We start from the raw sequence: 16,204 nt of genomic DNA, 5'->3' as shown, positions 1-16,204 counted from the left end.
TTCTTTTTCAAAGACAACGTCATCTAACGATTCGATTGTAACCGCTATGTCGGGGTCTGACTTCAAACGCTTCAGAGACTACAGCAATGCAAGACGACACTGATAGATATACCCAAGCAGAGATGCCGTTGCTGAATATTGTGATCTATCTTGAATAGAAATCCCTCCGTCCGAGTTACAAAATATTCCGCAAGGGATGGAGAATTGAGGTTTCCGATGTCAATGCCTTGCTCCTCCCATACCGACAATTTCCATCAGCTTCCCGTAGCTGGTCACCACGTCATACTTGACGTGTTCTGGATCAATCTTGCGGTTGATCTCTGCGAAGAACTTGCGGGCGCATTCGATTTTCGTATGCTCGATGGCCCTCAGTTCCATGCTGGACATGGAGCCTTTGGTCTCGGCGACGAAATAGATGTGTTTGATCGAGCCTTCTTTAAAAGAAATGGCCCAGTCCGGGTTGTAGTCGCCGACGGGAGTAGGAATCAGAAAGCCTCTGGGGAGCTTTGCATAAACGACCACCTCGGTGCTGGTGTCCAGCTCTTTCACGAACTCCCTTTCAACCTTGGAGTCGGTAATCACGTAATCGTAGATATGGTGCTTCAGCTTCTCGCTGGCTTTGGTGAAGTCCTGCTTACTTTGTCCGGCCGTGAAGATATCGATATCATGGGTCTCGGCGATATTGTCGTAGCTCAGCCGTTCAATGATGATCGTGGCCTTCTGCTCATTGATCAGTCGCGACCCCTCAGCAATGAAGTGCTCGGGGTTCTGTTTGAATTGCTTGAAAACTGCGGGTTGAACGTTGCTCAATATATCAGCGATTGTTTTCCGAGTGAGCTGGGTGTTTTCGGCGATCTTTCCGAGCAGGTCGTAGGTGACCATCGTATGAATCGAGGCGTTATATTCTTCCGTAGCGGTTTCACGAACTTCGAATGACTGACCCGCCTTTACTTGATCGTAGGTTGCCTGAGAGACCTGTTCGCCACCCTGGATAGTGTACTGCAGAGGAGTAACCCGGAGCTCCTTGTCGAGCGTCCGGATGCAGTTCTGTATGAGTTCGCTTGACTCAAACTCAACGCGGTACACGGCCTTCTGGTTGATACGGTCCCACAGTGCCTTAAACTCTTTCTTCTCGAAGTTAGCATTCAGCGGGTTGGTCTTCGGTTTACGGTCATCACCCACGTCGGGCAACTGGGATTCGCTGAAGACGCTGTCGATCAGCCCGAAAATCTGTTCCGCATGAGGAGCAAGCTCAGGAGGGAGCGCCGCCAGGGTTCCATCGGCTTTTGCCCGGTGATAGGTCTCGGCAACCTGGTCCGTGGCATCATCCGTATAATCGTTCTTAAGCAGATATTTGTAGATCTGTTTGGCCATGACCGGAGTGATTTCCAATGTTCCGGTTTCAGTGGTAATGACCTTCCCTGTGAAGTAGGCTTCGTCCGCCTTGCGGGGGCGAGCCGACAGCGAGTCACTGATTTCACGCTGCAGGTTGGCTACAAAGTCCTTATAACTTTCGCTGGCCACAACGGTCAGGATATTCACATCGTGAACTGTGGCCGGGTGATCCATGCGGTCGCCGTGCTGGTTGACGCTAATCCGCAAGCCCCGGCCAACTTCCTGGCGGCGCGAGATCGTGTTGTCGCTATGCTTGAGCATGCACATGACGAAGACATTGGGGTTGTCCCAACCTTCACGAAGAGCCGAGTGAGAAAAAATAAAACGGACCGGCTCTTCGAAGGATAAAAGCCGCTCTTTGTCCTTCAATATCAGATCATATGCATCGACATCATCCGAGAGTCCCGCCTCTTCACCCCGTGTCTTAAAACTTGGATCAGTGAGCTTCTTCGTTTTCTTGTCGATGGCGAAGTAACCGTTGTGCGTCCGGCCAACCCGAATATCGGTCAGGTATTTGCGGTAATCCTCGTTATCGAGTGCGAGCTCCCCTAAATATTCAGACTTGAGCTGTTCGTACTCCTCCTCAAAAATACGGGCATATTCTCCCTGATCATCCGCCTGACTGTAATCGCGATATTTGGCGACTTCATCGATGAAGAAAAGTGACAGCACCTTGATGTTTTGAGCGAAGAGGCGCTGCTCCTTCTCAAGGTGCGCTTTGATGGCTTCACGAATTTGAATCCGCCGCATCGTCAATTCGGTTACGTCTCCGGTCGCATCACCCGCAGACAGAACGTGGCCATTGGTAAATTCGACCGTGTCGTTATTGGCATCGATTTGGGCAATGACGAAGCCGCGATATTGATCGAGCTCATTCGATTCAACGAACAGGTCCTTGCCGCGTTCCAGGCGTTTCACAATGCGCTTAATCCCATTTCCCTGGCGCACCTCCAGTTCAATGCGGGCGACCGGTGCCTTCTTGGAAATCTCGATGGATTCCAGATAGAGGTAGGCATTGGTCCCGGCCAGGCCTTTCACGGAAATGCCGCGCACCGCAATCTTTTTCACCAGCTTCTGGTTATAGGCGTCCAGAGCATCGAGGCGGTGAATCTTGTTGTGGGTGGTGCGATGAGTCGCCGAATAGCGCAGGATCATCAGCGGTTTGAACTTGGAGAGCGCCTCCAGGGTTTTTGCGCCTTCCATTTTCTGTGGCTCATCCAGAATCAGAATGGGGCGGTTGCTGCTGATCACATCAATGGGTCGGCGTGACTGGAAATCGTCCAGTTCATCATAGATGCGGCGGTTGTCCTTGCCCGTGGCATTGAACGCCTGGATATTGATAACCATGACATTGATGCCTGCATCCGACGCAAAGCTCTCCAGGTGGTGAAGTTGCTTAGAGTTGTAGATAAAGAACCGGGCTTTTTTGCTGTAGCTCTCCGTAAAGTGCTCGGCGGTAATTTCCAGCGATTTAAGCACGCCTTCGCGAATGGCGATACTGGGGACCACCACGATAAACTTGGACCAGCCGTAGCGCTTGTTCATCTCGAAGATGCTCTTGACGTAGCAGTAGGTCTTGCCGGTACCGGTCTCCATCTCGACGTCGAGGTTGACCTTGCAGCCAGCGCTCACCACCAGCTTGTCCGACAACGGGAGGTTCTGCCGACGCTGCACGGCGTGGATATTTTCAAGAAGCTGGCCATCGGTCAGTTGAACATCGGCGTTCTTGAAGCCGGATTGTTCAAAAGGGAGACGCCCTCTCCCGGGGTCAATCCGATAGGTAATTCCGGAGGTATTCACCTGACCGGCGAAGCAGTCAACGACCGATTCAACCGCGCTGGTCTGATAGGGCTGGATCTTAAACTTCAGTTTCATGCCATGCCCCCCCTTAAATGGACTTCACATCAGTGCCCGGAGACATCTGCTTGAAAATCTGCTCCACGTTGATCTTGACGGCGTCGGACACGAAACCGTTATCCCGGAAGACCACGCGCAAAGGCTCGAACCCGGCCAGTTCCTTGACCAAGTCCTCGTTCACGCCGGTATCGAAGCAGGCGACCAGGGCGTTTTCATCGACAAAGAAAACGGTCTTGCCCTGAATGGTTTCCTTGCGAATAAGCAGCGACAGATCCACGCCCCAGTCCAGCAGTACCTGGAAGAGCAGGTCTTCGGACTTGCGGTCCGGTTTGATGTTGTCGGTGAATATTTTCAGCTGGTTCTGTTCGATGGCGTCCGGCGCGTAGTAGACGTCGGCCATGTTTGATGAATCGACTTTAAGCACACGAAAGCCGATGTCCTTGTTCCAGCCCTCGTGGCATTCATCTTTCAGAGTTTTCTTGCCTGCTCGACGGATGCGTTCCTTGCTAATTTCAGCGATGGTTTTATATCCTGCCTTGAATGCCTCAGACTTTTCGTCGCACGGCTCGGGCAGCTGCACCATGATGAATTTACGGTTGCCGCCGTCTTCGGCATTTAACTGCATCACCGCGTGGGCAGTAGTAGACGAACCGGCAAAGAAGTCGAGGATGACGCCATCTGCGCCAGTGTTAGCAATAAATATTGCCCGAGAAAGCAAACTCACCGGTTTTGGTCCGTCGAAATAGCCTCTGTCATCAAAAAGTTTTTTAAGCTCCTGACGGCCGACTTGGTTATGTCCAACATCGGTGTGCTTCCATATTGTTACCGGAACCACCCCATCTTTGACCTCAGATAGAAAGCGCTTTATAGACGGGACATTGTCTCCATTTTCGCCAAACCAGATGCGGTTATCTTCAACTAATTCAGCAAACCTCTCCTTTGAAACACGCCAGCAAGCCCCATGAGGTGGGTTAACTGTTCTGCCAGACGGTGTAGTTATTGGATAATCATAATTAGCAGAATATGATTTTACGGAAAGATCACTTGATTTCCAATTACCTCTATGGTCATTGTCACGGTTTGAATATCTACTGTTTTGTTCATCTGACCGAGGCAAGGGTTGAGGCCGCCATGTGTTTTTATCCTTGGCATATATGAGAACATGATCGTGTGTGTCGCTTAACCATTTAGCGTCATTGGATGGAGCATATTTCTTTTCCCAAATGACATTTGCTACAAAATTATCTGCACCGAACACCTCATCAGCGGCCTTTCTTAAATTATGCACCTCCCCATCATCAATACTTATGAAAATCACCCCGTCGTCTCGTAATAGATTCCTCGCCAGCTTCAACCTTGGATAGATCATCGAAAGCCAATCCGAGTGAAACCTCCCATTGGCCTCTGTATTCGCCACCAACCGATTGCCTTCCTCATCCTTCTGATTTGATCGTTTCAGAAACTCTTCCGCGTTTTCTGCAAAGTCGTCTTCATAGATAAAGTCATTGCCCGTGTTGTAAGGCGGGTCAATGTAGATCATCTTGACCATGCCGAGGTAGGTCTCCTGAAGCAGCTTCAACGCCTCCAGGTTGTCGCCCTCGATAAACAGATTCTTCGTGGTATCAAAGTCCACACTCTCTTCCCGGCAGGGGCGCAGGGTCTTGGCGATGGGCGCATTGGCGGTGAGCAGGGCTTCCCGCTTGCCCGGCCAGTTGAGGTGGTAACGCTCCTGTGGACCTTCCACGATGGACTCGGACAACTCCTGCCGCAGCTGGTCGAAATCGACCGCAAGCCTCAGCTTGCCGTCTTCGCTCTGGGCCTCGGTCACGCAGTCGGGAAAGATCTCGCGGATACGGGCGATGTTTTCCTGGGTCAGGTTCGGGGAGTGCATTTTCATCTTTTCCATATCAATTCTCATCCTTCTGTTCGGGCAGTTTCCCGGATTGCTTTTCAAGCTTCTTTTCCTCGGATTTCACCCGACGTTCCAACTTCTTTATGTCCTCTTCCGGCGGGAGCTTTTCGGGTTTGATGCCACGCTGGCCGAGCATATCGCGCACACTGACGTTATTTTGAATATGCTCGCTGGTTATCGCATGTTCGCCCTGCAAGTCCTCTTGCTGGACATTGTGGTTGGTCATCTCGGTCGCCAGATTTTTTGCGGCTATGGTCAGGGTCGGCAGGAAGTCAGCCAGCGGGCGTGTTTTGGTGATTCCGTACAGGTCCTTCATAACCTGAGTGGTATGGCCGCCAAAGAGTGCGGCATCGCCCTTGGAACGAATCCGGCCGAAACCGGCGTCATCCACACCACGCTCATAGATGTTCTGTGAAAGGGTCTTTTCCGACTCCCGCAGCCGTTCACGGACATCCAGCCGGGCCTGCAGGCGCATCCGGTCTTCGATCAGCTCCTGTTTGCGGGTCTGAATGGCAAAGTAGCTCTGGGCAAAGGCGATGGGCTCCTTGCGCGGATCGCCGTTCTGGGCGATGAGGTAGCAGGCGTAACGGGTGAGTATGAAATCATCGATGGCACGCTCGGCCCCGCTGCCCAGCCTGACCATTTTCGTGACGCCACGAAAATGGTTGTCCGGAGCGTAACCTGTTGTTTCACAAGATTCTATGGCCCGCTTAATGGCAGTCTGGAAGTTTTCCCAACGGGCGTAGCCAAGCGGCTCCATAAGGTCCCGGGCGAACCAGAATTCCACATTTTCATCGGGTATACGCTGGCTGAGTGCGTCAAAGTGGTTCTTCAGTTGCTGAATAGCGTCTGATTTCATGCGGTCAATCCTTCAAGTTCTTGTTTCAGGTCACGCAACTCGGCATTGATTGCGACTTTGCGGTTAAATTGCTTCTCTTTCCGAAGACGGGCTTCGCATTTCTCCAGCTCGCGCTTCCGGGAACGGATTAGCTCCATTCTTTCCACCCGGGCCTGAAAGTTTTCTCCCTGGCGGGCCGGATGTGGCATCAGGGGCGTCAGCAGGTGGGCGTACAGAGCTTCGAGGTCAAACACCATCGGCAGGGGTTTGCGTGGCGTATCATTTGAAAACCAGCCGCTTTTAAAGTATTCGCTGATGACCCACTTGGCCGAATCAGCTTCGCTTGGCCTCTTGAAAGCGGCGATGGACATGATTTTCCCGTCATTGCGCAGCTCAAAGAGGATCGGGAAAGGAATCGCCTGGTCGATGCAGCGCAGCACCTCTGTTTTCAGCTCGCCCCCCTTAAGGGAAATGCTGAATACCTGAATTTCCGGTACAGATTGCGTTCCCTTGATGTTGACGGTTTCCGGAGCAAGTTTAAATTGCCAGACAATCTGTTCCACCTGCCGGACAAAAAGCTCCTTGACCGCAGTGCTGGGGCTCCCGTGCTCATAGATTTTGTTCTTGGGCAGCACGCGTCCGAAGGCGGCGTTCTTTGGATAGTCGAAGAGCACGGCTGTCATCCTTCCCCCTGTACAACAAGAAAGGCGACGAGCTCAAAATCGTCGAGTCCGGCGATTGTGTTTACCAGGGCCGTGGTTTTGCCGCCCGAGAACAGGCTTTCGAGGTCCTTTTCCTCCTTGACGTCGATCATAGAACGGATGGCAGTGCTTAGCAGGTCGGAACAGGCTTTCATGTCGCGGCCTTCATCAGTTAGCTGATTGAACAAGCGACATACGGCCTGAATGGGTTCTCCCTGACCCTTGCAGCTGGAGCGCACCAGGTCGAGCAGTGATTTGACCTCGGTGTGGTTGGCGATAACCTTCCCATCGCCTGCGATATAGATCAAATAGTAGGGATGCAGCCGGTTCTGCTGGTTAATGTTGACGCCATGGTTGAGGTTGCGCAGTGCGAAGATGACGCCGGAGTGCAATCCCACTTCAGGCCTGGCGGGGACAACCGCATGCATGCCATTGGGCATGTTGGCAAGGTCACCATTGGTTTTGACATAGTTCAGCAGATCCATGCGAAAGTCATTCAGACCAAGATCGGTGATGGACACACCTGTTTTAAGGTCTTCCAGTTCGATCACCTCTTCCTGCATACGCCGGAGTTGCTCTTTCCGATACGAAATTTCGTTGCTTTTTGCCGTGAGGACGTTGTCGTCGCCGGTGGCCGTCACGTCGGCAATGACCATCCGGTTTTCGACCCGTTCCTTGAGATTGATGTATTCATCCAGAGAAATATCGGGCCAGTAGTTGACAAGCTGTATGGTCTTATTGATGGAGCCGATACGGTCGATCCGACCGAATCGCTGAATGATGCGGACCGGGTTCCAGTGGATGTCATAGTTGACCAGGTAATCGCAGTCCTGAAGGTTCTGCCCTTCGGAGATACAGTCGGTGCCGATCAGCAGGTCCAATTCAGCTGGTTCATTTGGCAGCACCTGAGCCTTCTCTTTGGCGCGAGGAGAGAAAAGCGTCAACAGCGACTGGAAATCATAGTTCTTCTTGAGGGTTGATTTCGGCGCATCCTTGCCGGTTACTTTTCCGGTGTGCAGCCCCTGTGTTGCCAGTAGGGTATCCGCCAGGTTGTTGTAAAGGTAATTGGCCGTGTCGGCAAACGCTGTGAAAATAAGGACTTTTTTGTTGCCGTCATTGATGGGATTTTCAATCTTTCTGAGGATCAGGGCTTTCAGGTGTTGCAGCTTGGCATCGTCCTCGGGGGTGACTTTTGCCATGGAGCTTAGCAAGGCGTTAATAACTTCCAGATCAACCTTCAGGTCATGTTCCCATGAGGGAAGATCCATGTCGACCAGGTTGATTTTGACCTTACCGCCGATTTCTGCGTCCTCCAAAACGGGGATGTCATCTTCCTCGGCTTCAAGATTTGCCAAGCTACCGGTCCAGTCGGAAATGCTGTCAGCACGGCCTGCGACCTTGAATGAATCAATTTTATTCAGGGTGCGGGTGTGGTTGTTATGCAGACTTTGCAGCGTAAGCCGAAAGGCTTCGACCGAGCTTTCCAGGCGTTTGAGCAGATTGGTCGTCATCAATGCCTGCAGACTTCGTTCGCGGTCTGCCTGCTTGAGCTTTCCTTTGCCGCCTTCCACCTGCGTGTCGTACAGGTCTTCATACTTTTTGAGACGACTGGGAAGGATGTAGCTGATCGGGGCGTAGACGGCCAGTTTAAGCAGCGAGAGCTGTTCGAATATTTCATTGAAGCTCATGACATCCGTGCGCCCGGTCAGTGGAGAATGAAACGACAGGGGTTTGCGGCGCTCGGGAAACTGGCCTATGTCACTGGTGTCGTAAAAGGTCTGGATATGCTTTCGCGAACGGGCGATGGTAACGCTATCCAGCAACTCAAAGAAGTCAAAATCAAGGGAATCCAAGATAGCTCGCGCCGTACGATCCTCCGGGGCCAGCTTTGACCACTGATTGAATACCGTCTGGGCGTTGCGGAAGATTTCTTCTACTGTTCTGCCCGTGCGCAGCTTCTTGCTGAGATTTTCGGAGTCGCCTTCGTAGGCCAGGGCCAGTTGATTGCGAAGGTCATTGAATCGATTGTTGACCGGAGTGGCAGACAGCATCAGGACCTTGGTTTTAACGCCCTGGCGGACGACCTGGTTCATCAGCTTCTGATATCGGGTTTCTCGGTCTTTAACGGCATCGTTATTGCGGAAGTTATGGGATTCATCGATGACGACCAGATCATAGTTGCCCCAATTGATCCGATTCAGAGGAATGCCAAACGACTCACCCGAGGTGCGGGAAAGGTCGGTGTGACACAGCACATCGTAATTGAAGCGATCCTTGGAGAAGATATTGGTCGTCAGGTTGCTGTTGTAGTTTAACCAGTTGTCCGCGAGTTTTTTGGGGCACAGAACAAGCACTGACCGATTGCGCAGTTCGTAATATTTCACAACGGCCAGCGCCGTGAAGGTTTTACCAAGACCAACGCTATCCGCCAGGATGCAGCCGTTGTATGTTTCCAGCTTATTGATAATGCCTATGGCGGCATCGCGCTGAAAATTGAAAAGTTTGTTCCAGACCAGTGTGTCCTGGTAGCCCGTGCGGTCGTTGGGTAACACGTCTTCATCGATATCATTGAGGAAATCGCTGAAAATATTGTAGAGCATCAGGAAGTAGATGCGTTCGGGCGAATTTTCCTGATAGACCGATGCGATATGATCACAGATCGCGGCGGTGACATCTTCGAGCTTGCCCGGATCGTTCCAGATTTGGTCAAAAAGCTGAAGGTAGGTCGAGGTAAAGGCAGCTTCATCTACGCGGTTAACGATATTGGAAACGGCATCTCCTTGTTGATATCCCAAATCCACGGCGGTGAAGCCGTGCAGAGGCATATAGGCAACGTCCTGCTCTGGCCCCTGAACACAGGCAAACTGCTGCATCGGGGACTTGGTTTTGTTAGAACGAAATTTGGCTTTGCGGCGCATCCATTCGGCGCACTCGCGGGCAATGGCTCGCTGGGTGAGTTTGTTGCGAAGCTGAATCTCAAATTCTGACCCATAGAGGCTACGTTCGCGGTTGGCTTTGGGGATAAAAAACTCTCGACGCTCTTTTCTGAGCTTATCGGTAACTTCATTGGGAACGAAGGTCGGTGCTGTGAAAATGAATTCCAACGATTCAATCTTCGCGAGCTCGGACTTTAAGGCTTCATAGGCATAGATTGAAAAGCACGATGCCGCAATTTTCAGTTTGGCTTTGGGGTGGATGGAAGCCTTCAGATCGTCGCCCAGCAAAGAGTTGATGTTGTCGATGATCTTCATTTATCCGAATCCTTTTTGTTACGATCCGCTTCATCTTTCTTGAACTTCGAAAGACGCCCCATGCGATGGGCGGGCATGGCGTGCTTATCGATCCAGCGGTAAACGGTGTCACTGCTGCTGACCCCGAGGTGCCTGTCTATTGCGTCTACTGATAACCAAGGGCCTTCCATCTCGGCCATATCTTTAGCTCCTCATGGGCGATTGGGTTTATAGCCATGTCAGAGGCGAAAACGGGGATGCCGGGCGCAGCTTCTCCAACTTAAAACATCTTCCATGTATATTTTGGCAGTTGCCGATTGTCAAACGCTTTCGTCCGGATAAGACCTCTAAAATAGTAAATCCAGGCGGGCAAATCGAATGTTCAGCCTTTGCCGCAACCATCACCCGCTGATACATACTGAGCCCGTCAGGGCGGAAGCCTTCCAACCGGTCGATTGGAGTCAGGTCGCGTAGCGGGTCGGTGAAGGTTACCAACTCGCCCTGGATCAGGTCCCAGTCACCTGAGGGGCGCTCGAAACGTAGGCCGTCGGTCTGGCGCTGTGTCTGTAGGCTATGGGATCGCCGGTGTCGTGAGCCAAGATGAGACTATCCGGTACCTCCAGAGTCGGGAATCCTGCTGAGAGATGGTGGTGCCCGCCCCATACGGTGGCCGGTTCGATGCTTTGAGGCTGGACGCAGAAGCGTTCGTGGTTCCAGTATCCCAGTTTCAGTGTGCCGTAGACGAACGGCCGGAGGATGACTGCCGGGCTGTCTTCTGGTATTTTGTTCAGCTTTGAGGGTTCTCCAATGTTCACGCTTTCACTCCTTCGGGCAGGGTCCCTTTGCGTTTCTGGGCAATGAAGCGCGCTGTTGCTGACGCTCGCACATTCTCGTGACGGCGGATGGTGAGGATGGTCATGGGCTGCACCTCAAGCTCGTGCCAGCCCTTTTAAAATTATGCGATGTCTGTTTCATATCTGTCATTATTCCGGTATCTATCCAATTGTGAACATTGGCAAGTTATGTCAACAGGTATGCAATTTCATATTACCGGAAAAAAGTTGGAAAAAGATATTCTCCCTTGCAAATTACTCATCTTATTTATATTCTCCCTATCGAGAGAAATAACAGCACCTCAGCTCTACAAGATTTTATCCATTATCCCAGTTCATTTGATCTCGAAATATTTTCTACTCCTCATCGGTACCTGAATTATCAGTAGCTGGCTTTTCATGCAGAAAAATGGATAAAACGTAATTCGTGAATAGTTATACGGTTTCCGGTTATCATTCCGAAATGAGTGATAATCAGTTATAAACAACATAATTTTCTCGGAAATTCGTCGTCACCCATTTCTGGTCCATGGAGATAAACAGAAACTACTTAATCACTTGTTATAGGTGAGAAAATGGAAGTAATGACACTACATGAATGGCACGACGATGACGTGGAAAAGGTTTTGTGGGAAGGCCATGAGGATAATAGGAAAATAGTGCTCAAGGAACCAAATGAGGGCGTTCTCGTAATAAGCAAGAGGGATGTTATCGCCTTGGCATTTGAATTCAATCTCGTTGTCTACAAAAAAGGTTCAAACCTATAACCAATAACCAATAAATCCAGCCGACCCCAAAAGCCGGGCGGCTGATTACAATGTTAGATTTACGGATAAAAACATGAAAACTGCAAAAGATATTGATTGGAGAACCAAGCATGTATCACAAGTAACAAAAGATTGTTTTATTAAGGGTAAGAAAATATCAGCCGGAACAGCATGCTATTCACCTACTTCCACAATACAAGATTCTACCGAAGTCAGTTTTCCTCCTCCAAGTCCGACTGCATTATTTTTATCTATAGCATTTAATAATTTTAAATCGTCAAAGCCATTATATAACGAGATTATTAAATCATGCTTAAATGATGAGTTTACAGGATTATTTAATTATTTCGAATATACAATTGCATCAATTATATTTTCATTTAATGCACTTGAATCATACGCAAACGATAAAATCGTTGAAGATAAATATTATGAAAAAAAATTTAAATCTGGGATTTATGGTGCCTTAAGTAGTAAACGAATTGAATGGTTGTCTCTAGATGAAAAAATTGGAAATGTTTTACCTCAACAACTCAATGTTAAAACTCCAAAAGGAACGGTTTTGTGGGAAGCTTATATTAGACTGAGGAAGCTAAGAAATAAAATAGTTCATGTAACAACAAAGGATCAAAACAAATCAAATATCAATACAGGTATGTATCCTGAGAATATTTGGTCTGATTTATTACAATCACATGATGAAAATTACCCAGAAATTTCAATAAATATCATTTTACACTTTGAAGACAAAAATAAACTACCTCATTGGCTCAAGTATAATAAAATAAAAAAAATCTAACCTGACGCTTCGCTTCACCTGATCCCAAGGGTTTGGCTGCCCTCGGTCCAAGTGAGCTTGGCGGTAGGTGCTACTCTATCGATGACAATTAAACTACATAGCCCCCTGTCCATGAAACATTTGTTGGGATTGAGGGCAAAATTGCTCTTGAATCTTGATAGGAAGAATAAGAGACAAGAACAAAATAGATAGATTGACTGCTAACCCCTTTAAATCACATATTAAAGTAATTTAATATCATCTGCCTTGTGGTGGGAAGGACTTGAATTAGGAGAATGGTAATGAATGCCCAATGTCCGAATTGTCAAACAATTTATCACATAGATGATTCTAAACTCTCTGATAAAGGGACAAATTCACAATGCCCTAAATGCCAGAAGCAGTTCTCCGTTAAGAAAGAGCCTGGCAAACAGCAATGTACTCCAGAAGCAGGTGAGATAGTTTGTCCAAAATGTGAACATATACAGCTTAGGGGAGTTGAGTGTGAAAAATGTGGGCTGATTTTTGCCAAATATAAGACACGTCTTACCAAAGAACTAACTGAGACAGGTTCCAAAAAACTCAAGAGAAAACAAAATAAGGCTGAAAGGTCATCCGGAGAACAAAATGCAGAAGAAACCGCTATCGTTTGCAGCTCATGCGGCAAGGGCATATCCCCAAACGAGCTATTTTGTCCACGTTGCGGAGAACCCTCCACCACAAAGGCCTGGATAAAATATAAGAAGGTAAAAGGCATTAAACATTTATTGGGCATAGCCGGTTCAATCGTCCTCTTCGTGGGGGTCTTTATGCCAATAGTGAAGCTACCCATTGTTGGGTATGCAAACTATTTCCACAATGGGAGAGGAGGCGGAGGCATCATCCTTGCGTTTGCATTGGTATCTGCTTTCTTGAGTCTCACACACAGATACAAGGGGCTATGGTGCACTGGATTCGGCTCTCTGGCAATGTTAGCTTTTACGACTTTTCACTATTTATCAAAAATGACTCAAATAAAGAAAGAGATGAATGTTGAATTGGAAGGCAACCCATTTAAAGGCTTCGCTGATGCGGCGCTGGAGTCCGTTGAGCTGCAATGGGGATGGGCTGTGTTAGTTGTTGGAGCAGCACTATTGGTTGCTTCGGCTGCTATAAGAGGACAACGAGAAGAATCTCATACTTGGGATAGAAGATTTAAGACCTCACCTGCGTCAGTCACAGTGCAAGTCAAGGCGATAAAAAAAAACAGGCTTTCAATTCTGAAATGGGCCGGAATCGGCATAATCATAAGTATATTAGTGGTATACATGATTAATTTAACGTTAGAAAGAAGGGATGAAAGCAATGTCTCAGTAGATAGCAGAATAAGCTTTCCAGAAGACGATGAGCAACTTGGCCCTGCATTTGGTTTTCGTGGAATAAAGTGGGGAACTTATATATATACACTAAAGGACATTGTGCCAGACAAAGAGCCATACGAGTTTAACGCATTAGGAAAGCTAAAAGACAAAAGTCAATATCTTAGAGAGCGCGTGCGATATTCTAGACGAAAAGTATACGGGGACGTATACACTATAAAGAATGACGTTTTGGAAATAAAACACGTTGGTTTAGAAGGGATTTATTACATTTTTTGGTTGGACAAGTTCTACGGTGTATTAATTGAATCTTCCCATAATGATTATGAAGACATACTCGGCATCTATCAAGACAAATATGGCGAGTTTAGCTTTGAGTCAAAAACATCAGTGGGAAAAAAAGAATACGAGGACTTTGAGATAAACATAAAAAGAATATCTGATGAGTATTGTGAAATCTCATATTGGTTCAAGCCCATTTTAAACGAGAGGAATGAAAATATTAGCCGCTATTACAAGAATAAGGAAAAGAAAGAGAAAAAGCTTCGAGAGGCTTTCTGACTTTGTTTCCACCATTAAATCCTGTTTAAAATTGAATATCCAAAAATTGTGCTGTCTCGCGGTGCTATGGCATGCGGTGGGTCGGCCCGAACTATCGCATTAAAATAAAAAAAACTTTTACATAAAAACGAACCTCTGAATACGGCTTAGAGGACATTTTTTGATCCCAAAAGTGACTTCTACAGAACTTTCAAACAATTTTGAAATTTTCCAATTACAGATACCTGCTATAGATCCAAACTTGTGGGAATGTCACCTGCTTTTTGGGTATGTCTATAATATCAGTAAGTTGTTTTTGCTATCACCTGCTATCTGTTTTACTTTTATCGAAGTTCAGAACTGCCCTTTCAAGTGTATTATCGCCGAGGTGGCTATAGCGTTGCGTCATAATTGGTGTTGAGTGCCCTAGAAGCTTCTGCACAACTTGAAGGCTCTCCCCCTCTTCCGCCAGCCAGCTGGCGAAGGTGTGCCGTAAGCAGTGAAATGAAAATTTTTGTTTAGGGTCTGTTATATCCTGATTCAGCCCTATGTCCACCACGGCCTTGTCAAATGCCTTCGATATTTTTCCGATCCGTCCGCCCGTTCTGCTTTTAAACACAAGCTCGTTATTTTTGCATAGATCCAGTAGTGCAAACATTTCTTTGACTTCCCTCCTCATGAATGCGGTGCGGTCTTTGGCCCCCTTGGCGTTAAGAATCTGAATCCGCCCGCCGGTCGTGTCCACACAACCCCAGGTAAGGGATGCAATCTCGGAAAACCGCATGCCGGTATGAAGGCTTAAAAGACAAATATCATGGGTCTGCTGGCTGCTCTCCGCAATCTGTTTCAAGAGTAGGTCGGCTTCGGCTCGGGAAAGAAATCGTTGGCGCTGGTTATTTACCCTCGGACGATTGACCTGTTTGCTGGGGCTGCCCGTTGTGACAACTCCCCGATCCCGTGCATGATTCCATACTGATCTGAAGGTTGCAAAAACGTATTCAATACTGCGGGGGGAGCGTTTCTTAACCTTCACTCGTTTGGAGCGGACAGCGCATTTCCCGTTAAGCATATTGGAACGAATACGTTCAAGGTGAAGCGCCTTGAGTTCCTTCAACGGAAGGTTGTCGGTAGCCGGTCCGATCCAGTTCTTGACGTGTTCTTGTTCTTTTCGGACAGACTCGGGCTTTTTCGTCTCTCTTGCATTCGGCAAATATTCAGATTCGAAGTATTCCCGGAAAGTGATCTTTTCCCGTTCAAGTTGTTCGGCTTCCTGCTGAGATTCTTCGCGAAGTTGTTTGTTCAGCTGCCGTTTTTCAGAAAGGGTTTGCGGTCCTTCCCCGGTCAAATGGTTTTTTTTCAATTCGGCAAGCTCTTTTGCCGCTTTCTGTATGGTCCAGCCTTCAGAGGCCCAGCCGATCATCTCCTCTTTGCGTATATTTACACCCTTTTCCTGATCTTTAAAACGGTAGCGGATACAAAAATTTCTATCTTTCTGAACCCCATTTTTGCGGGTGGGGTGAGAGTAAAACCTGACTCCGGGGTATGAGGTCGTCTGCCAGTCTTTAGCCATTTGTTGCTTTCTCCTGTTCCCCCACTGTTCCCCCACAAAATGGTGAAAAGGGGTGATTTTAAGTGATGTGCTGTGAAGGTAGGATATAAAGAAAACTCAACTATGTCAATGGTTTTATGGCGTTTTGTGAAGGTGTGTGAAAATGAATTTCGGGGACTGAAAATCCCCGTGTCAGCGGTTCGATTCCGTTCCTCGGCACTTTAAAAATCAAGGGTTTGGCCAGTTATGGTCAAGCCCTTTTTTTTTTGAATAAGCCACTGTTCCCCTACTTTTTAATTATGGCTTGTGAAATTATGTGACGAACAATGAAAATAAGGGCTTGATCATAACTGCGGCCACAGTGTCACGGGGCCCGTCCCGCCCATTGCCGCCTTCTCCAGCACGATCCGGGGGATGCCGGGGCCATGAAGCTAAAGCACAAAAAC

At 48.3% G+C, this 16,204-nt stretch carries 12 protein-coding genes; 3 read left to right on the top strand and 9 right to left on the bottom strand.

The window, feature by feature from the left end; genetic code table 11:
• Positions 1–219: 219 nt before the first annotated feature.
• From PHQ97_01710 to PHQ97_01675, 8 genes are read right to left on the bottom strand one after another with little or no spacing between them, the layout of a single operon-like run.
• Positions 220–3,270 (bottom strand): DEAD/DEAH box helicase family protein, encoded by a 3,051-nt coding sequence (locus tag PHQ97_01710; protein ID MDD4391449.1) that lies wholly within the window; start codon positions 3,268–3,270, stop codon positions 220–222.
• A gap of 13 nt (positions 3,271–3,283) precedes the next feature.
• Positions 3,284–5,158 carry a site-specific DNA-methyltransferase gene (locus tag PHQ97_01705; protein ID MDD4391448.1) on the bottom strand — a complete coding sequence of 625 codons (1,875 nt, stop codon included), beginning with the start codon at positions 5,156–5,158 and terminating at the stop codon, positions 3,284–3,286.
• 1 nt (position 5,159) lies between these two features.
• Positions 5,160–6,023, bottom strand: coding sequence for a DNA damage-inducible protein D (gene dinD, locus PHQ97_01700; GenBank protein ID MDD4391447.1), 864 nt, complete (start codon positions 6,021–6,023; stop codon positions 5,160–5,162).
• Positions 6,020–6,685, bottom strand: a complete 666-nt coding sequence (locus tag PHQ97_01695) for a DUF4391 domain-containing protein (protein ID MDD4391446.1) — start codon at positions 6,683–6,685, stop codon at positions 6,020–6,022. The genes dinD and PHQ97_01695 overlap by 4 nt, the downstream gene beginning before the upstream one ends.
• On the bottom strand, positions 6,682–9,954 hold the full coding sequence (locus tag PHQ97_01690; protein MDD4391445.1) for a helicase-related protein: 3,273 nt from the start codon (positions 9,952–9,954) through the stop codon (positions 6,682–6,684). Before PHQ97_01690 ends, PHQ97_01695 begins: the two co-directional genes overlap by 4 nt.
• Positions 9,951–10,133, bottom strand: a complete 183-nt coding sequence (locus tag PHQ97_01685) for an excisionase family DNA-binding protein (GenBank protein MDD4391444.1) — start codon at positions 10,131–10,133, stop codon at positions 9,951–9,953. Before PHQ97_01685 ends, PHQ97_01690 begins: the two co-directional genes overlap by 4 nt.
• 28 nt (positions 10,134–10,161) lie before the next feature.
• Complete coding sequence (locus tag PHQ97_01680; protein MDD4391443.1) at positions 10,162–10,428, bottom strand: hypothetical protein; 267 nt, start codon at positions 10,426–10,428, stop codon at positions 10,162–10,164.
• Positions 10,429–10,439: 11 nt separating this feature from the next.
• Complete coding sequence (locus tag PHQ97_01675; GenBank protein ID MDD4391442.1) at positions 10,440–10,748, bottom strand: gamma-glutamylcyclotransferase; 309 nt, start codon at positions 10,746–10,748, stop codon at positions 10,440–10,442.
• Between the two features lie 593 nt (positions 10,749–11,341).
• Between PHQ97_01675 and PHQ97_01670 the strand changes: the two genes are divergently transcribed.
• The 3 genes from PHQ97_01670 to PHQ97_01660 all read left to right on the top strand — a co-directional run bounded on the left by PHQ97_01670 (position 11,342) and on the right by PHQ97_01660 (position 14,230).
• A complete protein-coding gene (locus PHQ97_01670; protein MDD4391441.1) occupies positions 11,342–11,533 on the top strand; it encodes a hypothetical protein in 192 nt (63 codons plus the stop codon).
• Positions 11,534–11,606: 73 nt separating this feature from the next.
• The gene (locus PHQ97_01665) at positions 11,607–12,332 is read left to right on the top strand and encodes a hypothetical protein (protein ID MDD4391440.1); all 726 of its coding nucleotides are present in this window, start codon (positions 11,607–11,609) and stop codon (positions 12,330–12,332) included.
• A 281-nt stretch (positions 12,333–12,613) separates the two neighbouring features.
• Positions 12,614–14,230, top strand: a complete 1,617-nt coding sequence (locus tag PHQ97_01660) for a zinc-ribbon domain-containing protein (protein MDD4391439.1) — start codon at positions 12,614–12,616, stop codon at positions 14,228–14,230.
• Positions 14,231–14,531: 301 nt separating this feature from the next.
• Here PHQ97_01660 and PHQ97_01655 read toward each other — a convergent pair whose 3' ends face one another.
• The gene (locus PHQ97_01655) at positions 14,532–15,779 is read right to left on the bottom strand and encodes a site-specific integrase (protein ID MDD4391438.1); all 1,248 of its coding nucleotides are present in this window, start codon (positions 15,777–15,779) and stop codon (positions 14,532–14,534) included.
• Between the last annotated feature and the right edge of the window lie 425 nt (positions 15,780–16,204).

The sequence above is a fragment of the Desulfobacterales bacterium genome, assembly GCA_028704555.1.
GTDB lineage: Bacteria > Desulfobacterota > Desulfobacteria > Desulfobacterales > JAQWFD01 > JAQWFD01.
This window is presented reverse-complemented; position numbering and strand designations above follow the sequence as displayed.